Origin of the sequence: Chitinimonas sp. (assembly GCF_036568685.1) — a bacterium.
In the GTDB taxonomy this organism is placed as follows: domain Bacteria; phylum Pseudomonadota; class Gammaproteobacteria; order Burkholderiales; family Chitinimonadaceae; genus Chitinimonas.
In genome coordinates this window covers 36566-54356 of record NZ_DATCSC010000029.1, presented here as the reverse complement: position 1 = coordinate 54356, position 17791 = coordinate 36566, and the positions used below count along the sequence as shown (strand labels likewise).

General features: G+C 64.6%; 17 protein-coding genes. 11 read left to right on the top strand and 6 right to left on the bottom strand.

Features of this window, described 5'->3' with window-relative positions:
- Positions 1-49 precede the first annotated feature (49 nt).
- From VIM95_RS04720 to VIM95_RS04670, 11 genes are all read left to right on the top strand, one after another.
- Positions 50-1948 carry a diguanylate cyclase gene (locus tag VIM95_RS04720; protein ID WP_331983527.1) on the top strand — a complete coding sequence of 633 codons (1899 nt, stop codon included), beginning with the start codon at positions 50-52 and terminating at the stop codon, positions 1946-1948.
- A complete protein-coding gene (locus VIM95_RS04715) occupies positions 1945-2520 on the top strand; it encodes a sigma-70 family RNA polymerase sigma factor (protein ID WP_331983525.1) in 576 nt (191 codons plus the stop codon). Before VIM95_RS04720 ends, VIM95_RS04715 begins: the two co-directional genes overlap by 4 nt.
- A complete protein-coding gene (locus VIM95_RS04710) occupies positions 2517-2702 on the top strand; it encodes a zf-HC2 domain-containing protein (protein WP_331983523.1) in 186 nt (61 codons plus the stop codon). Before VIM95_RS04715 ends, VIM95_RS04710 begins: the two co-directional genes overlap by 4 nt.
- A gap of 27 nt (positions 2703-2729) precedes the next feature.
- Positions 2730-3422, top strand: coding sequence for a monofunctional biosynthetic peptidoglycan transglycosylase (mtgA, locus tag VIM95_RS04705; RefSeq protein WP_331983521.1), 693 nt, complete (start codon positions 2730-2732; stop codon positions 3420-3422).
- Positions 3423-3638: 216 nt separating this feature from the next.
- Positions 3639-5267, top strand: a complete 1629-nt coding sequence (locus tag VIM95_RS04700) for an isovaleryl-CoA dehydrogenase (RefSeq protein ID WP_331983519.1) — start codon at positions 3639-3641, stop codon at positions 5265-5267.
- Between the two features lie 78 nt (positions 5268-5345).
- Positions 5346-6680, top strand: a complete 1335-nt coding sequence (locus VIM95_RS04695) for a deoxyguanosinetriphosphate triphosphohydrolase (RefSeq protein ID WP_331983517.1) — start codon at positions 5346-5348, stop codon at positions 6678-6680.
- Positions 6681-6992: 312 nt separating this feature from the next.
- Positions 6993-7922 (top strand): hydroxymethylbilane synthase, encoded by a 930-nt coding sequence (gene hemC / locus VIM95_RS04690; RefSeq protein ID WP_331983515.1) that lies wholly within the window; start codon positions 6993-6995, stop codon positions 7920-7922.
- 4 nt (positions 7923-7926) lie between these two features.
- A complete protein-coding gene (locus VIM95_RS04685; protein WP_331983513.1) occupies positions 7927-9738 on the top strand; it encodes a uroporphyrinogen-III C-methyltransferase in 1812 nt (603 codons plus the stop codon).
- Complete coding sequence (locus tag VIM95_RS04680) at positions 9735-10949, top strand: heme biosynthesis HemY N-terminal domain-containing protein (RefSeq protein ID WP_331983511.1); 1215 nt, start codon at positions 9735-9737, stop codon at positions 10947-10949. Before VIM95_RS04685 ends, VIM95_RS04680 begins: the two co-directional genes overlap by 4 nt.
- The gene (locus VIM95_RS04675; RefSeq protein WP_331983509.1) at positions 10946-11389 is read left to right on the top strand and encodes a DUF2214 family protein; all 444 of its coding nucleotides are present in this window, start codon (positions 10946-10948) and stop codon (positions 11387-11389) included. Before VIM95_RS04680 ends, VIM95_RS04675 begins: the two co-directional genes overlap by 4 nt.
- 1 nt (position 11390) lies before the next feature.
- A complete protein-coding gene (locus tag VIM95_RS04670; protein ID WP_331983507.1) occupies positions 11391-11834 on the top strand; it encodes a DUF4124 domain-containing protein in 444 nt (147 codons plus the stop codon).
- Positions 11835-11852: 18 nt separating this feature from the next.
- Here the strand turns inward: VIM95_RS04670 and VIM95_RS04665 are convergent, their stop codons facing one another.
- The 6 genes from VIM95_RS04665 to VIM95_RS04640 all read right to left on the bottom strand — a co-directional run bounded on the left by VIM95_RS04665 (position 11853) and on the right by VIM95_RS04640 (position 17744).
- Positions 11853-12311, bottom strand: a complete 459-nt coding sequence (locus VIM95_RS04665) for a SixA phosphatase family protein (protein ID WP_331983505.1) — start codon at positions 12309-12311, stop codon at positions 11853-11855.
- A gap of 203 nt (positions 12312-12514) precedes the next feature.
- Complete coding sequence (gene ppk1, locus VIM95_RS04660) at positions 12515-14614, bottom strand: polyphosphate kinase 1 (RefSeq protein ID WP_331983503.1); 2100 nt, start codon at positions 14612-14614, stop codon at positions 12515-12517.
- 124 nt (positions 14615-14738) lie between these two features.
- A complete protein-coding gene (locus VIM95_RS04655; protein WP_331983501.1) occupies positions 14739-15011 on the bottom strand; it encodes an oxidative damage protection protein in 273 nt (90 codons plus the stop codon).
- 266 nt (positions 15012-15277) lie between these two features.
- Positions 15278-16369 (bottom strand): redox-regulated ATPase YchF, encoded by a 1092-nt coding sequence (ychF, locus tag VIM95_RS04650; protein ID WP_331983499.1) that lies wholly within the window; start codon positions 16367-16369, stop codon positions 15278-15280.
- A 49-nt stretch (positions 16370-16418) separates the two neighbouring features.
- Positions 16419-17045 (bottom strand): aminoacyl-tRNA hydrolase, encoded by a 627-nt coding sequence (gene pth, locus VIM95_RS04645; RefSeq protein ID WP_331983497.1) that lies wholly within the window; start codon positions 17043-17045, stop codon positions 16419-16421.
- A 99-nt stretch (positions 17046-17144) separates the two neighbouring features.
- Positions 17145-17744 (bottom strand): 50S ribosomal protein L25/general stress protein Ctc, encoded by a 600-nt coding sequence (locus VIM95_RS04640; RefSeq protein WP_331983495.1) that lies wholly within the window; start codon positions 17742-17744, stop codon positions 17145-17147.
- Positions 17745-17791 lie beyond the last annotated feature (47 nt).

Here is a 17791-nt window from a genome sequence, read left to right as displayed (position 1 = left end):
TGGGCTAATTTGTCTAGGTCAAACACTGCTACCCAGGGATAAGCCCATCTTGCTTTCGCCGCAGCGACCAACCCACTACGCCGACATGCCGCGCAATACCCGCCTGGCCATGGCCGGGGTATTGGTGCTGATCGTGATGCTGGCGGCCGCCATGGGCTGGTGGCTGGCCAATGGTCATGAGGCGGCCCGACAGCGGGCGGCATTGCAGGCCTTTAATACGGCGCGGCTGCTGGAAGAGCGGGTGCTGGCCACGACCCGTGAGATCGACCTGATGCTCAAGGACGTGGCGCGCGATGTGGAGCGGCTGCCGACCGAGCCGCCCTCGGACTGGAGCGATCCGGTCGGCTTCGAGGCCATCATGCTGCTACGTGACAAGGTGGCGCGGGTACCGCATATGGCGGTGCTGACGGTGCTGGATGCACATGGTCGGGTGGCCTATTCGACCATGGCCTTGCCGCAGGCGGATTTCTCCGACCTGCTCTACCTGGCGCCGCTGCTGCACGCGACTACTGCGCGCGGTGCGCCCGCGGTGATCTCCTCGCCCTATGTGCTGCGTACCACCGGACGGTTGGGGGTGGCCTTTGCGCGACCGGTATATGGCCCGGATGGCCGACTCAAGGCGGTGGTGCTGGCCGGCATGCATGTCGAGACCTGGGGGCGTCATTTTGACGATATCGACCTGGGCTCCGCTGGTGAGGCGGTGGTGCTGGATAAGGGCCACAGGCTGGTGGCACGGCTGCCGGCCTTGCGTCAGGACCAAATCGGCAAGGTCTTCCCGGCCCAGGCCTGGCGGCCTATCGAGCGGGCCGAAGAGGCCTATGAGATGGTGACACCCGTCGACGGTGAGCGACGCCTGATAGTGGCACGGCAGGTGCGGGGTTACCCCTTCCTGGTCGGGGTAGGCATCTCGGAAAACGATTATCTGAAAGATTGGCGGGCTGGCCTGACGGTGTCCTTGCTCGGCATGGGCCTGTTGATACTGCTGGGCATGGGGGTACTGGCATTGCTCTGGCGCACCGGTGGCCAGGCCAAGGCTTTGGCTGAGAGCGAGATGCTGCTGCGGGCGCGCGAACAGCGCATGCGTAGCATGCTGGAGGCCTCGCCCTGTGCCCTGGGGCTGATCGAGCATGGGCCGGACCGTATACGCTACGGCACGCCCGATCTGGCCGCCTTGTTCGGCATGCCCCTGCCTGAGCTGGCCGGGGTCGCGGTGGCCGACCTGTTTGTGCGGCCCGAGGAGTGGCATGCGCTCAGCCGCGCGTTGCACGAGGCCGGTACCCTGCGCGAGATGGAGCATGCCTTGCGTTGTGCCGACGGGGTAGAGCGCTGGGTGGTGGTTTCGGCGACCTTGCTCGATGGCGGCGAGGATGTGCTCTTGAGTTTGATGGACGTGACTGCCCGGCATGCGCGTGAGACCCGGCTGTCGGAGCAGGCGAGTACCGATGCCCTGACCGGTCTTGCCAACCGGCGGCGGTTCTTTGAGCGCGGCAGTGAACTGTTCGAGCTGGCGCGCCGACACCAGCGGCCCATGTCACTGCTGATGCTGGACCTGGACCACTTCAAGCAGGTGAACGATACCTTTGGCCACGCGGTTGGTGATGAAGTGCTGGTACGCGTTGCCCGGTTGTTGGAAACTTCGCGTCGCCAAGGTGATCTACCGGCCCGCCTGGGCGGTGAGGAGTTTGTGGTGCTGCTGCCCGAAACCGGGCTGGCCCGGGCGATCGAGGCGGCCGAACGGATACGCGAGGGGGTGGAGAATGCGCCGTTGACGCTGGAGGATGGCACCTTGGTACCGGTGACCATCAGCGTGGGAGTGGCCGAGCTCAGGGCTGCCGATGCCGAGCTGCACCTGTTGTTGATCGCGGCCGATGCCGCGCTTTATCGCGCCAAGGACGCCGGTCGTAACCGGGTCATGGCGGATGAGAATCTGGGGGAGAAGATGTCTTGAGTGCGCCCGATGGCCAGCAACTGGCCGAATACCGGGACTATCTGCTGCGCTACGCCTTGTACCGTCTGCGCGACGAGGCGGCTGCCGAGGAGGCGGTGCAGGACACGCTGCTGGCTGCCTTGCAGGCCAAGGAGGGTTTTGCCGCCCAATCCAGTGTGAAGACCTGGCTGACCGGCATACTCAAGCACAAGCTGATCGATGCGCAGCGCAAGCTCAGCCGCGACCCGCTGCAGCTCGATGAGCGGCTGGACGAGGATGGCAGCGTCAGCGACTTTGACAGTCTGTTCGACAAGACCGGCCATTGGGGCAGCGATGGCCCGCGGACCTGGGCGCACCCGGATGCGGCGCTGGAGCAGCAGGATTTCTGGCGGGTATATGAGGAGTGTGCCGAGCGCATGCCCAAGCGTACCGCGCTGGTCTTTGCCATGCGGGAGAGTCTGGGCTTCGAGATCGAGGAGATCTGTCAGAATCTTGAGATCACCGCGACCAATTGTTCGGTACTGCTTTACCGGGCGCGCATGAGCTTGCGCCTGTGTCTGGAAAAAAACTGGTTCGGTCAGGAGGCCCGATGAAGTGCAAGGACGCCACCCGGCTCGTTTCCGAAGGACTCGACCGCCAACTCGCATTGGGCGAGCGCGTGCGGCTGCGGCTGCACCTCTTTATCTGCCACTACTGTACCGACTTCTCCACCCAGGTGCGTTTTTTGCGCCGGGCGGCGCGGCGTGCGCCCCGACTACCCAAGGACAGCGGCTAGCAGTGGGCGGCGATATAATCGCCCGCCATGAGTCTATTCCGCCTGTTCGGCCGCATTCTGCTGGCCCTGATCCTCTTGTTCCTGCTCTACCAGTTGTGGATCTTTGCCCACGTGCTGTGGTGGCGCGACCACAACCCGGCCGACACGGCCTTCATGGACGAGCAACTGAGTGCGCTGCAGGACAAGAACCCGGATGCCGAACTCAAGCACCAGTGGGTGCCCTACGAGAAAATCTCGCCGCAGCTCAAGCGGGCGCTGGTGGCGAGCGAGGATGCTAAGTTCCTGGAGCATGAGGGCTTTGACTGGGAGGGCATACAGGCCGCCTGGGAGAAGAACCAGAAGAAGGGCCGGATCTCGGCCGGTGGGTCGACCATCAGCCAGCAACTGGCCAAAAACCTCTTTCTGAGCGGCAAGCGCAGCTATCTGCGCAAGATGGAGGAGGCTGCCATCACCCTGATGCTGGAGGCGGTGATGAGCAAGCGACGTATCTTCGAGATCTACCTCAATGTGATCGAGTGGGGCAATGGCGTGTTCGGCGCCGAGGCGGCCGCGCGGCACTACTACAAGACCGGTGCGGCAGGGCTGGGGGCGAGCCAGTCGGCCAAGCTGGCGGCCATGGTCCCCAACCCGCGCTTTTACGACAAGAACCGTAATGCGCGTGGCCTCCTGCGCAAGGCGGCCATTATCGAGCGGCGCATGCCGTATGCAGATATTCCGTGAGCGCGGGTGCCTGCTGCGTTAGTGCTCCGCCCGGCACAGCCGGGCGCTAAATTGCAATTGATACCCAGGTGCGCGCCACTCCCCCCTGCCCTCGCTGGAGCGAGTCAGTGGGATTTGTCATCGTTCTAGAATTTCAAGCCAAACCCTGATTTTCCGAGCGCTTGCTCGAATTCATGGGCAGGGTCTAGTCTCTCCTTAATATACGAGGAGCTTCCCATGACCTGGCCCACCCACACCGTACTGAACCAGTCGCCACCCCTGCCGGACTACAACCTGTTCGCGGCCGACCCGGCTTTGCGCGAGGCCGCCTTGCGGGAAGGCGCCAAGGGTGCCGAGGCGCTGCTGCTGGGGACGGGCGCGGTCTTGGGGACGCAGCAGATGCAGGAGCTGGGCCGGCTGGCCAACCAGCACCCGCCCGTTTTGCGGGCCTTTGACAGCAAGGGCTTTCGGCGCGATCAGATTGAATTCCACCCAGCCTGGCACTCGCTGATGCAGGGCATCGTGGCGCGCGGCTTTCATAGCGGGCCGTGGGCGCAGCCGGGACCGGGCGTCCATGCTGCACGAGCAGCGGGCTATCTGATGCAGGCACAGGTGGAGGCGGGCAGCCTGTGCCCGACCACCATGACCTATGGTGCTGTGCCGGCCATTGCCCGCCATGCGGCCTTGGCGGCCGAATGGCTGCCGGTGATAGGCAGCCGAGACTACGATAGCCGCGATCTGCCGCTGGCACAGAAGCGTGGCGCACTGATCGGCATGGGCATGACCGAGAAGCAGGGAGGCTCGGATGTGCGGGCCAATACCACCCGGGCTGAGCGTCAGCCGGACGGCAGCTACCGGCTGACCGGGCACAAGTGGTTCTTTTCGGCCCCGCAGTGCGATGCCCACCTGGTGCTGGCGCAGGTCCAGGCGGGCCTCTCCTGCTTCTTTGTGCCGCGCTGGCAGCCGGACGGTAGCAAGAACCCTGTACTGGTACAGCGGCTCAAGGACAAGCTGGGCAACAAGTCCAACGCTTCCAGCGAGGTGGAGTTCCAGGCGGCCTATGGCGTGCTGCTGGGCGAAGAGGGGCGGGGCGTGCCTACCATCCTGGAGATGGGGACGTATACCCGGCTCGACTGCGTGCTGGGCAGTACCGGCATGATGCGGCAGGCGCTCAGTGCCGCGCTGCATCATGCGCGGCACCGCGCGGCCTTCGGCCAGGTGCTGGCCGAGCAGCCCTTGATGCGCAATGTGCTGGCCGATATGGCGCTGGAGACCGAGGCGGCCATCGTGTTGGCACTGCGCATGGCGCGTGCCTTCGACGCCCAGGATGACGAGGGCGAGACGCTGCTGCGACGCCTTTTGACACCGGCGGCCAAGTACTGGGTCTGCAAGCGCGGGCCGGAGCTGGCGGCCGAGGCCATGGAGGTGATGGGCGGCAATGGCTATGTGGAAGAGGGCGTGCATGCCCGCATCTACCGCGAAATGCCGGTCAATTCGATCTGGGAGGGTTCGGGCAATATCATGTGCCTGGACGTGCTGCGCGCGCTGGCCAAGAGCCCGCGCACGCTGCAAGTGCTGCAGGCGGAGTTGGCGCCGGCGTTGGGCCGCCACCCGGCCTATGACGGCCATGTGGCCGCGCTGCAACGGCAGTTTGCCGAGACAGCGGGGTTGGAAGCACGGGCACGGCGGCTGACCCAGCAGCTGGTGCTGGCGCTGCAGGCCAGCCTCTTATTGCAGCATGCCCCGGATTTTGTGGCCGAGGCCTTTGTGCAATCACGCTTGGCGGGAGACTGGGGCGACAGCTTCGGGACGCTGCCCGGCAACTGTGATTTTGCGGCGATTCAGGCACGGGCCTTGGTTCTATAGCCCCGCCGGCGCGTGCAAGCACGCGCCGGGCAGCTACAATGCGGCATTCCCACTACGGGCTTGCAAGGTAGCTGTCTCATGCCGCACATGAATTGGCCGCAATTGCTGTCCGCGGATCGCCTGCGGGCACCGCGCCGTCTGCCGGAGACCGGTCCCGCCATCGGCCGCTCCGACTTCCACAAGGATCACGACAGGCTGGCCTTCTCTTCGCCGTTCCGGCGGCTGGGGCGCAAGACCCAGGTGCATCCCATGACCGAAAACGATCATGTGCACACCCGGCTGACCCACTCGATCGAGGTTGGCTGCGTGGGTCGTTCGCTAGGCATCATGGTGGGGCAGGCGCTGGGCGACAAGCTGCCGGCGCACATTATTCCCTACGATATCGGTGCCATCGTACAGGCGGCCTGCCTGGCCCACGATATCGGCAACCCGCCCTTTGGCCATGCTGGCGAATACGCCATCCGCGACTGGTTCCGCCAGTCGGGCAATGCCTATCTGCTGCAGAACCTGAGTGCCGACGAGCGTCGTGACGTGCAGACCTTCGAGGGTAATGCGCAGGGCTTTCGGGTGGTGACCCAGCTGGAAAACCACCGCTTCGATGGCGGTATGCGACTGACCTTTGCCACCCTGGGCGCGACACTCAAATACCCCTGGACCAGCGAGCATGCCGGGGTGAAGGAGAAATTCAGCTGCTACCAGGCCGAGAAGAAGCTGCTGGATGAGGTAGCGCAGGAGCTGGGCCTGATCGCCAAGGGGCCGGGCGTGTGGTGCCGCCACCCTTTGAGCTATCTGATGGAGGCAGCCGACGATATCTGCTACGCCATCCTGGACCTGGAGGACGGGGTGGAGATCGGCATGCTGCCCTTCGATACCATCGCCCCCATGCTGATCCGCCTGGCCGGCATCGACGACGACCTGCTGGCGCTGGAAGTGGCCGGTGCACCCAGCGTGCGCCGCAAGATGTCGCTGCTGCGCTCCAAGGCGGTAGATCGCTGCGTACGCGAAGTGACGGCGGCCTTTCTGCGCCACCACGATGCGCTGTTGGCCGGCGAGTACGAGGGCGACCTGATCGCCGCCTGCCCCGACTTTGTGCGACACGGCATACGCGACGCCAAGCAGCTGGCGCGCGAGCGCATCTTCAATAACCGCCGCAAGGTCGAGATCGAGGTAGGCAGCTTCACCTGCCTGGATATCCTTTTGGAGGCCTTCTGCGGCGCGTCCTACCAGTTGCGCATAGAGCCGGAACGATTGAGCTTCAGGAACAAGCGCATCCTGGACCTGATGGAGTACAACGCGCCGCACCGCGAGTGGCCGCTATACGAGAGCTACATGCGGGTGCTGGACTTTATCGGCGGCATGACTGACAACTACGCAACCTATCTGGCGCAACAGGTCGGGGGTATGGGAAGGTGATGCTCTACGGGAGGTGGTGATCTCCGGCGGCATGGCTCTGCCCGGGAATCCCCGCAAGGAGGAGGCCGAAGTAGTAAGCCACCTGAAGGTGGCAACGACTTCGCTCACCCGGGCGCTAACCGGCAGTGGAAAATCGACCCCGCCCCGCTCAATAGAACCCACTCCCCTCGCCCTCGCCGCCGCGAGTGGGCGGATTTTTTAGCGCTTGGTGCCGAGCTGTGGGGAGATCGCCACAGCCTGCCGCCGCCGGGTCAGGCACGGCGTACGTGCTAGAATCCGAGCAAATACGTCCATTCCCTGAGACTGCCCGCTGTGTCTGTACCTGATCGCCTCGTCATCGCCACCCGTGAATCTGCCCTTGCCCTGTGGCAAGCCCGCCACATCGCCGCCCGCCTGGAAACGCTATACCCCGGCCTCAAGGTGGAGCTCCTGGGTATGACTACCCAAGGCGACCGTATCCTCGACGTGACCTTGAACAAGATCGGCGGCAAGGGGTTGTTCGTCAAAGAGCTGGAGACGGCCTTGCAGGAAGGTCGTGCCGACCTGGCGGTGCACTCCATGAAGGACGTGCCGATGCGCCTGCCCGAGGGCTTTGCCATCGCGGCCATCACCGAGCGAGAAGATCCGCGCGATGCCTTTGTCTCCAATACCTATGCCGATCTCGCCGCCCTGCCCGAGGGCGCCGTGGTGGGTACCTCCAGCCTGCGTCGCGAGGCACAGATCCGTGCAGCCTACCCGGGTCTGGTGGTCAAACCCCTGCGTGGCAACGTGCAGACCCGGCTGGGCAAACTCGATGCCGGTGACTACGACGCCATCATCCTGGCGGCGGCCGGGCTCAAGCGACTGGGCCTCGCCGATCGCATCCGCGCCCTGCTGAGCCCGGAAGAGAGTCTGCCTGCACCGGGCCAGGGCGCACTGGGGATTGAAATTCGCGCTGACCGGGTGGAACTGATGAACCTGCTGGCACCGCTGAACCACGCCGAGACGGCTGATTGCGTGACCGCCGAGCGGGCCATGAGCCTGCGCTTGGATGGCTCCTGCGAGACCCCGCTGGGCGGCTTTGCCGAGGTGGTGGACGACGCCTTCCTGCGTATGCGGGGTTTTGTCGCCAGCCCCGATGGCAGCCAGATATTGCGCGCTGAATCGAACGGCAGCCGTGCCGCCGCCCAAGGACTGGGTCGGCAGGTGGCCGACCTGATGCTGACCGAGGGCGCTCGCGCCCTGCTTATTCCCAAAGCCTGATCTTATGACCAAGCCGCTTGCTTCCCGCCGTTTCCTGCTGACCCGCCCGGCCAAACAGGCCGAGCACCTGGCTGAGCTGTTGACCGAACAAGGGGCCGTGCCCTTGCGCGCGCCCATGATCGCCATCGCACCCAGCGGTGCACCGGAGCTGTTGACGGCGGTACTGGCGCGACTGGAGGACTTTGACCTGGCGGTCTTTGTCAGCCCGACCGCGCTCGATGAGGTGGCCGCCAAGGTGGTGAGCTGGCCCGCTGAGCTGACGGTGGCGGTGGTCGGGCCGGCCTCGCAGGCGCGGGCGCAAGAGTTGGGCATGCGCGACGTGATCAGCCCGGAGGCACGTTTTGACAGCGAGGGACTGCTGGAGCACCCCTTGTTGCAGCAGATGGCCGGCCGGCGGGTGGTGCTGTTCCGTGGCAACGGCGGCCGCGAGCTGCTGGCCGATACCTTGTTGGCGCGTGGCGCCACGGTGGAGGTGGTGGAGGCCTACCGGCGCCTGCCGCCCGAACTGGGCCGCGAGCAGGTGGCGGCTTTGCTGGCCGACGGTTGCGACGGGGTGATCGTGACCAGTAGCGAGGCAGCGCAGAACCTGTTTGCCCTGTGTGACGAAGTGTTGGCGGGCCAGCTGCGGCAAACCCGTTTCTTTGCCAGCCACCCGGCCATTGCCGAGACGGTGCGCCAGTTTGGCGTGAGCGAAGTGGTGGGCACCCGTACCGGCGATGCCGGCATCGTGGCCTCGCTGCGTGAGTACTTTTCCGCGCCGGCCCCCGCGCCGACAGCGGTGCCGGCCGCGAGCGCCGATGCCGGCAAGCCGGCGCCGTTGCACGCCCCTGTGGCCGGTGCCCGGCCGCAAGGCCAATGGCGTTGGATCGTCACGGCGGTGGTGCTGGCGGTGCTGGTTTCGCTTGCCATCGTCCACTACCAGCGGCAGATGCTGCGCGCGGAGCTGGGCAGCCGTTTCAACGAACTGGAGCGCCGCCAGCAGATGCTGAGTGCTGGTGAGCAGCGCGACGGTGGTCGTATGAGCCAGCTCGACGCGCAGCTGGAGTCGATCAACCACCATATTGAGGAACTGCGCGCCCAGCAGGTCGATCTGCAGTCCTTGTACGGCGCGATCGCCGGTGACCAGGAAGAAACCTTGCTGGCCGACGCCGAGCTGACGCTCTCGCTGGCCAGCCAGCAGCTGCAACTGACCGGCAATGTGGGCGCCAGTCTGGCTGCGCTGTACCGTTTGGATGAGCGGCTGGCCGGCCATGACAAGCCCCGCCTGATGCCGTTGCGACGTGCTTTGGCCAAGGATATCGACAGCCTCAAACGGGTGCCGTGGGTCGATTACGTGGGACTCTCCAACAAGCTCGATACCCTGGCCGGCAGCGTGGACCGTCTGCCTCTGGTGGTCGACGCCAAGACACCCGAGGACCAGGCCGCCAGCGAGGCTGCGCCGCGCACCGGCTTCTGGGGCGAGCTGGGGCGTGCCCTGGGCGCCTTGGTGGAGATACGCCGCATAGACCAGCCGGACCCGGTGTTGCTGGCGCCGGAGCAGTCGCTCTACCTGCGCGAGCATGTGAAGTTGCGGCTTCTGAATGCTCGCCTGGCGCTGTTGCAGCGTGACGAGCCGACCTTCCGGCATGATCTGGTGGCGGCCGATGCGGAGCTGCGCAAGCACTTTGATATCCGCGCCAAGCCGGTGATCGCCACGCTGACCACGCTGCGCGAGCTGCAGAGCGCCCAGCCGGCGCAGGTACTGCCTAGCCTGGCCGACAGCCTGAATGCCGCCCGTGATGCCCGCCGCAAGGCCAGCCGGGAGGACAGCAAGTGAGATTCCTGTTCTGGTTGCTGGCCCTGTTCGGCCTGGCGGTCGGCCTGGCCCTGTTCGCCCGCTACAACTCCGGTTACGCCCTGCTGTTCTTCCCGCCCTGGCGGGTAGAGCTGTCCTTGAATGCCTTCGTGCTGCTGTTTGCCCTCCTGGTGCTGGGCGGTTACGCCATCGTCAAACTGGTGGATTGGCTCCTGGCCATGCCGCGCAATGTACGCCGCTACCATGCGGCCAAGCGCCAGCGTGATGCCCGCCGCTATCGCCGCGACGCGATCACGGCCATGGCCGAGGGACGCTACCACAAGGCGGTACGTGCCAGCCGGGTAGCCCGCGAGGCCGAAGATGAGCGCGATATGAAGCTGATCGACACCTTGATCGCGGCCCGCTCGGCGCATCTGGGCCGCGACTACGAGGCGCGCGACAAGTTTGTCGAGGAGGCGCGCGACGCCAGCGGTGGCCGCTCGCTGGCGCTCGATATGCTGGAAGCCGAGATGTGCTACGACCAGTACCGCAACCGCGAAGCATTGGCCGCCTTGCAGCGGGTGTATGCGCAATCGCCCAAGCTGACGGCCGCGCTCAAGTTGGAACTCAAGATCCGGCAGCAGGAGAACCATCCGGCACGGGTGATCGAGCTGACTGATCTGCTGGAGAAGAGCGACGGCCTGGACCCGAACCACGCTGCGCGTATCCGCAGCCAGGCACGCCTGGCCCAGCTCAAGTTGGGGCCCATGGAGCCGCGCGAACTCAACCGCTGGTGGGGGGGGCTCAAACGCGAGGAGCGGGTACAGCCCAAGCTGGCCGCCGCCGCTGCCAAGGAGTTCATCCGCGTAGGCGAGGGCGAACAGGCCGAGAGTGTGTTGGTCGATGCCCTGGAAGCAGAGTGGGATGTGGCGCCGCTGGAGGTCTATGGCGAGCTGGATCGGTTGGGTGTGAAAGGCGACGCGGTGAAGCGTCTGGCGCGGGCTGAGGATTGGCTGCGCCATCACCCCAACGATCACCAATTGCTACTGGCCCTGGGCCGGATGTGTCGCGATGCGGCGCTCTGGGGCAAGGCACGTAATTACCTGGAAGCCAGCGTGGCGGTGGCCGCCACGCCGGTGGCACATGCTGAGCTGGGCCAGCTCCTGGAGCAGCTGGATGAGCGCGAAGTCGCCGATCAGCACTACCGCGCCAGCCTGGGCTTGGCGCTGGACCTCCTGGAGAAGCGGGCATGATGAGCACGGCGCTGATAGCGGGTCTGCACTACCTGGGCGCCATGCTGCTGATGGCCTGTCTCTTGACCGAGCATATGCTGCTGGCGCCGCGCATGGAGACGGGCACGCTACGCAAGCTGGGCCGCATCGATGCGCTCTACGGCCTCCTGGCCATGGCACAGATCGGTAGCGGTCTCGGCCGTATCTGGCTGGAGAAGGGTAGTGATTTCTATCTACACAGCGGGCTCTTCCACCTCAAGCTGACCTTGTTCGTGGCCCTGGGCCTGATGTCCATCTACCCGACCCTGCGCATCCTCGCCTGGCGCCGTGCCGCGGCCAGCGTGGAGGCATTGGCGCCGGCTCCGGCCGAGTACCGCCGGGTACTGATGCTGGTGCGACTGGAGCTGACCTTGCTGCTCCTGCTGCCCATCGTGGCCAGCTTTATGGCGCGAGGCTTCTAACATGCCTGGCTTGCGTAGCGCTCTGCTGGCGCTGCTGCTGGGCTCGACGGCCTGGGCGGGTAGCGTCAATCTCTGTACCGACGCCAATGGCAAGCGCCAATTCTCCGACCTGCCCTGTGCCCAGGGCAGTCGCGCTGACCGCGTGCGTACGGTTGAGAGCGTGATCGGCGGTAGTGGCAGCGATCTGCAAGGCCAACTGGAGTTGCAGGGGCAGAGGGCTGCCAGGTTTATCGAGGGCGATGAGACGGTGCGCGTCAGCGGTACGCGTACCTCGGCCAGCACGCGCATCGACAAGGATCTCTGCGCGACGGCGCGCCGGGAGTATGTCGAGGCCAAGGGCAATCTCTTGTGCTGGGCGACGGCGACTTGTGAGTCGGACAAGACGCGTGAGCTCTACAAACGCGCCGCCCGCGCCTGCCGTTATGGTGGCGGTGGCGAGGACTGAGCCCCGCCCTGGCACCGGTTACAGCTGATCGGGCGCCAACATGGCCTTGAGGCCCACCTGGGCCTTGCCGTCCCGCAAGCGGTACTGCAGCCACCAGATCGCCCCCTTCTTGGCCGCCCAGTCGGCCTCCATGCCACTCAATAGCTTTGCCGCCAGGCGCCCCAGTGTCGGCTGGTGGCCGACCAGAATGGTGGTGCCGCCGTACTCGGGCCAGTTGGCGATCTGCAGATAGGCATCGGTGCTGGCACCCGGGTTGAGCCCGGCGTCGACCTGGTGGGCCGGGTCCAGTGCGGCTGCGGTCTGACGGGCGCGTAGCGCTTCGCTCGCCAGGATGCGGACATGGCTGGGTAGACGGGCGGATAGCCACTGCGCCATCTTGCGGGCCTGCTTGTGGCCGCGTTCGGTCAGACTGCGGCTGAGGTCATCCGGGCCGTCCTCGGCCTCGGCATGGCGCCAGAGTATTAGGTTGGTCTTCATCCTCTATCCCATTATGAGCCACTAACAGAACCCTTCTGGCCTTGTAGTGCCAACTTGCCGTTGGCTTCGTTTGCACGCCTAAGCGTGGTTGTTGGTGCCTTGGCACCTTACAACCACGGCTTCCTCCTCGGGGGAAGCCAGAACCGCTGCGTTGGGTTTTGTTAACGGCTCAAAAAAAGGGGCGCCGTAGCGCCCCATTTCTTTTAATCCCTGGCCTTGGCGGCCAGGTCTGCCAACAACATGCCCTGCGCGCTGCGCAGCTTGCCGCCACGCGCGCTCTTTTTGCGGTAACGACCGTCGGACTGCATCTCCCAGGCCTGGGCATTGTCGACCAGGTAGGGGCGCAGGCCTTCGCGGATGACGCGGCGCTTGCTCTTGGCGTCGAAGATCGGGAAGGCGACCTCGATACGGCGGAAGAAGTTGCGGCCCATCCAGTCGGCCGAGCCCAGGTAGAGGTTCTCGGCACCATCGTTATAGAAATAGAACACGCGGGTGTGCTCGAGGAAGCGACCGACGATGGAGCGCACCTTGATGTTCTCACTCAAGCCTTTCACGCCGGGGCGCAGGGTGCAGACACCACGCACGATCAGGTGGATGGTGACGCCGGCCTGGCTTGCGTCGTACAGCGCCTGGATCAGGGCCGGCTCCAGCAGCGAGTTCATCTTGGCGATGATGACCGCCCGGCGGCCGGCGCGGGCAATGTCGGCCTCGCGGTTGATGGCCGCCACCATGGAGGAGTGCATGGTGAAGGGCGACTGCCACAAGTGCTTGAGCTTGCCGGGGTTGCCCATGCCGGTGAGCTGGATAAAGACGTCGTTGACGTCGGCACACTTCTCTTCGTTGGCGGTGAGCAGGCCGAAGTCGGTATAGAGCTTGGCGGTACGCTGGTGGTAGTTGCCGGTACCCAGGTGGGCGTAGCGGCGCAGCCGGCCTTCCTCGCGGCGCACGATCAGGAGCATCTTGGCGTGAGTCTTGTAGCCGTAGACACCGTACACCACATGGGCACCCACGCGTTCGAGCTTGGCCGCCCAGTTGATATTGGCCTCCTCATCGAAGCGGGCCATCAGCTCCACCACCGCAGTCACTTCCTTGCCGGCTTCGGCAGCCTCGATCAGCGCTTCCATCAGCGCCGATTCCTTGGAAGTGCGGTAGACCGTCATCTTGATGGCGACCACCTGCGGGTCGCGGGCGGCCTGCTGCAAGAGGTCGATGACCGGAGTAAAGCTCTGGAAGGGGTGGTGCAGCAGGATGTCGCCCTGGCGGATGGCGCAGAACATGTCCGGCTGCTTGCGCAATTCCTTGGGCACGCCCGGCATGAAAGGCTGGAACTTGAGGTCGGGACGGTCGACCTGGTCGGGCACCTGCATGAAGCGCACCAGGTTCACCGGGCCGTCCACGCGGTAGAGGTCTTCATGCTGCAGGCCGAACTGCTCGAGCAGGAAGTCGGAGATATGGTGCGGGCAGTTGTCTGCCACCTCGAGCCGCACGCCGTCGCCGAACTGGCGCTGACTGAGTTCACCCTGTAGGGCGGCGCGCAGGTCCTTGACGTCTTCTTCGTCGACGTTGACGTCGGAATCGCGCGTGACGCGGAATTGGTAGCAGCCCCGTACCGTCATGCCGGGGAAGAGTTCATCCACATGGGCATGCAGTACCGAGGACAGGAAGACGAAGCCATGCTCGACGCCGGAGACCTCGGGCGGCAGCTTGATAAAGCGCGGGAAGATGCGTGGCGCTTGCACGATGGCGACGCCGGAGCTGCGGCCAAAGGCGTCGCGTCCATCGAGCTCGACCACGAAGTTGAGGCTTTTGTTCAAGAGGCGCGGGAAGGGGTGGGCGGGGTCCAGGCCGATAGGGGTCAGGACCGGGGCCAGCTCACGGTCGAAGTATTCGCGCACCCAGGCACGCTGCGACTCGGTCCACATGGTACGGCGCAGGAAGACCACGCCTTCCTCGGCCAGTGCTGGCAGCAATACCTCGCGCAGGATCTTGTACTGCTTCTCCACCAGGGCATGTGCATCCTCGGCGATGCGATGGAAGGCTGCCTCGGGAGAGAGACCATCCGGCGCCGGCCGGGCGTTGTGCATGCGGATGCTTTCCTTGAGCCAGGCCACCCGGACCTCGAAGAACTCATCCATATTGGAAGATACGATGCACAAAAAGCGCAGCCGTTCCAGCAGCGGGTTGTTGGCGTCCTCGGCCTGGGCCAGCACGCGGCGGTTGAATTCCAGCAGCCCCAGTTCCCGGTTGAGGAACAGGTCGGTGCTGTGTTCGGAGGGCGTCTGCGGGTGGTGTGCGTGGGTCATGTTTAGAGGCTAGCTGACTGGCGATGACTTGGCCGGAACGAAGCAGTATAACCATCCCGCCGGGCTGCCTGCAGCCACAAAGCAAAATGGCCGCACGAGGCGGCCATCTGATTGCGCGTTGCGTTTACTCCTGCGGCGGGACATAGCCCTGCACGGCGTCGGCGCCACTGCCGAAGAAGTAGTTCTGCAACTGCTGCTGCAGGTACTGGCGAGCGCGGCTATCGGCGAGATTGAGGCGATTCTCGTTGATCAGCATGGTCTGGTGCTTGACCCAGGCTGCCCATGCCTCCTTGGAGACATTGTCGAAGATCTTCTTGCCCATCTCGCCCGGCAGCGGCGGGAAGTCCAGCCCCTCGGCCTCGCGACCAAGCTTGATGCAATTTACCGTTCTGGCCATATCGGTATTCCTCTCAGAAACTAGCAGCGATAGATGACACTGCGATGAAACAAAAGATTCAGATTGGGGCTGCACCGCTTTTTTCACGCTACCACCCACACGGCAGCGGTTACGATCACTGCCGCCCCTCGCGGCGGCGAGGGCGGGGGAGTAGGAAGCGATTAAGCCGTTAACGTCGGCGCCGATTCAGTTTTGAACTGCCGCTTAACACCCGGCTATGCCGGGTGCTGAGCTGTAGTTGGTCATGCTGCCATCGTCGACAAAGATCAGACGTTAAACAGGAAGTTCAGGACGTCGCCGTCCTTCACCACATACTCCTTGCCTTCCGAGCGCATCTTGCCGGCTTCCTTTGCGCCTTGCTCACCCTTGTACTGGATGTAGTCGTCAAAAGAGATGGTCTGGGCGCGGATAAAGCCACGTTCGAAGTCGGTATGGATCACACCGGCTGCCTGCGGGGCAGTGTCGCCAACATGGATGGTCCAGGCGCGGACTTCCTTCACGCCGGCGGTGAAGTAGGTCTGCAGGCCCAGGAGCTTGTAGCCGGCGCGGATCAGGCGGTTGAGGCCGGGCTCTTCGAAGCCGAGGTCGGCCAGGAAGGCTTGCTTGTCTTCGTCGTCGAGGTCAGAGAGTTCCATCTCGATCTTGGCGCAGAGGGCGACCACCGGCGCGCCTTCGGCGGCGGCGTGGGCCTTGAGGCGCTCGAGGTGGGGGTTGTTCTCGAAGCCATCTTCAAGCACGTTGCCGACATACATGGCGGGCTTGATGGTCAAAAGGCACAGCGGCTTGAGCAGGGCCTTCTCATCGTCGCTCAGCGCGAGGGTGCGGGCCGGCTTGCCTTCGTTGAGGTGGGGCAGCAGCTTCTCGCAGGCAGCGACCAGCTTTTGCGCATCCTTGTCGCCCGACTTGGCCTTCTTGCCTTCGCGCTGGATGGCCTTCTCGACGCCGGCCAGATCGGCCAGTGCGAGTTCGGTGACGATGACTTCGATATCGGCCAGCGGATCGACACGGCCGGAGACGTGGACCACGTTCTCGTCGTCGAAGCAGCGCACCACGTTCACGATGGCGTCGGTCTCGCGGATATTGGCCAGGAACTGGTTACCCAGGCCTTCGCCTTTGCTCGCGCCGGCTACAAGGCCGGCGATATCGACGAACTCGACGATGGCGGGCTGAATCTTCTGCGGGTTGACGATCTTGGACAGCTCGGCCAGGCGGGGGTCCGGTACTTCAACGATGCCGACATTGGGCTCAATGGTGCAGAAGGGGTAGTTCTCGGCAGCGATGCCGGCCTTGGTCAGGGCATTGAACAGGGTGGACTTGCCGACGTTGGGCAAGCCGACGATGCCGCATTTCAGGCTCATGGGTAATCCTTCCGGTAAAACAACATTGTAAACGCTGCGAGCGGCGCCATCACGCCGCCGGCTTGGCCGCCTTGGGTGGCTTGGGCTTGGTATTGATGCGCATGGTGGCACGCTCGTACTCGCCACGCGCCAGCAGGGGCCAGGCATCCAGGGTGCGGTTGATGGCTTCGGCTATCAGCGGCTGTTCGTCCTGGCGCGGACGGTGCAGTACGAAGTCCACCACCGGCTGGTTCAGGCCCAGCGAGCGTGGATGGCCGACGCCCACGCGCAGGCGCCAGAAGTCGGCGGTGCCGAGCAGGGCCTGGATGTCCTTGAGGCCGTTATGGCCGGCATGGCTGCCGCCCTGCTTGAGCTTGGTCTCGCCGGGCAGGAGGTCCAGCTCGTCATGGACGACCAGGATTTCCTGTGGCTGGATCTTGTAGAAGCGTGCCAGCGCGGCCACCGACTGGCCAGAGCGGTTCATATAGGTGCTGGGTTCCAGCAGCCAGACCTCGCCGTCGCCCTGGCGGGCGCGGCCGGCAAGGCCGTGGAATTTGCTCTCGACCTTGAGCGTGGTGCCCAGCTCGCGAGCCAGTGCATCCACCCACCAGAAGCCGGCGTTGTGGCGGGTATCGGCATACTCCGGCCCGGGGTTGCCGAGGCCGACGACGAGGCGGATAGGTGGCGTGGTGGTCATGATGGCGTAGCGGTCGAGAGGGGGGCGCTGCGAGGCGCCAAGTAAAAACGGCCCGTCAGCCGGTGAAGGCGACGAGCCGTTGCGCGGAGGCGCGACCGATTACTCGGCAGCGGCTTCCTCGGTGGCAGCGCCACGGACCGACAGGATGGTGGCAACGGTACCGTTGTCGCCATGCTTGAGGGCCACGAAAGCAACGCCAGCCGGCAGCTTGATGCTGTCGAGGTGCAGCGAGTGACCGGCTTCCAGGTTCTTCAGGTCAACTTCGATGAACTCGGGCAGCTGGTTCGGCAGGCACTCGACTTCGGCTTCGGTCATGACGTGCGACACGATGCCGCCGCCCAGCTTCACGCCAGGAGCCACGTCAGCGTTGATGAAGTGGAACGGAACCTTGGTGTGGATCTTTTCGTTCGGGTTCACGCGCTGGAAGTCGACGTGCATGACGATCTGCTTCCAGGGGTGGTACTGAGCGTCACGGATCAGCACGGGCTCGGCCTTGCCATCGACCTTCAGGGTCAGGATGGAAGCGTGGAAAGCTTCGTTCTGCATGGCGTAGTACAGGTCGTTGTGCACCAGTTCGATGGCGACGGGCTCTTGGCCTGCGCCGTAGATGATGCCGGGGACCTTGCCAGCGTGACGCAGGCGGCGGCTCGCTCCGGTGCCCTGTTCGACGCGCTTGGTGGCGATAACTTCGATAGACATAGTCTTACTCCAATACAACTACAGATAAAAAGCACCGCCCGCGACCA

Excerpts from the sequence above, each read along its gene's own strand:
- mtgA (WP_331983521.1), top strand. The coding sequence starts at position 2,730 with ATGAGTCTATTCCGCCTGTTCGGCCGCATTCTGCTGGCCCTGATCCTC.
- VIM95_RS04640 (WP_331983495.1), bottom strand. The coding sequence starts at position 17,744 with ATGTCTATCGAAGTTATCGCCACCAAGCGCGTCGAACAGGGCACCGGA.
- VIM95_RS04685 (WP_331983513.1), top strand. The coding sequence starts at position 7,927 with ATGACCAAGCCGCTTGCTTCCCGCCGTTTCCTGCTGACCCGCCCGGCC.
- VIM95_RS04710 (WP_331983523.1), top strand. The coding sequence starts at position 2,517 with ATGAAGTGCAAGGACGCCACCCGGCTCGTTTCCGAAGGACTCGACCGC.
- VIM95_RS04700 (WP_331983519.1), top strand. The coding sequence starts at position 3,639 with ATGACCTGGCCCACCCACACCGTACTGAACCAGTCGCCACCCCTGCCG.
- ppk1 (WP_331983503.1), bottom strand. The coding sequence starts at position 14,614 with ATGACCCACGCACACCACCCGCAGACGCCCTCCGAACACAGCACCGAC.
- VIM95_RS04665 (WP_331983505.1), bottom strand. The coding sequence starts at position 12,311 with ATGAAGACCAACCTAATACTCTGGCGCCATGCCGAGGCCGAGGACGGC.
- VIM95_RS04675 (WP_331983509.1), top strand. The coding sequence starts at position 10,946 with ATGATGAGCACGGCGCTGATAGCGGGTCTGCACTACCTGGGCGCCATG.
- pth (WP_331983497.1), bottom strand. The coding sequence starts at position 17,045 with ATGACCACCACGCCACCTATCCGCCTCGTCGTCGGCCTCGGCAACCCC.
- VIM95_RS04670 (WP_331983507.1), top strand. The coding sequence starts at position 11,391 with ATGCCTGGCTTGCGTAGCGCTCTGCTGGCGCTGCTGCTGGGCTCGACG.
- VIM95_RS04695 (WP_331983517.1), top strand. The coding sequence starts at position 5,346 with ATGCCGCACATGAATTGGCCGCAATTGCTGTCCGCGGATCGCCTGCGG.
- ychF (WP_331983499.1), bottom strand. The coding sequence starts at position 16,369 with ATGAGCCTGAAATGCGGCATCGTCGGCTTGCCCAACGTCGGCAAGTCC.
- VIM95_RS04655 (WP_331983501.1), bottom strand. The coding sequence starts at position 15,011 with ATGGCCAGAACGGTAAATTGCATCAAGCTTGGTCGCGAGGCCGAGGGG.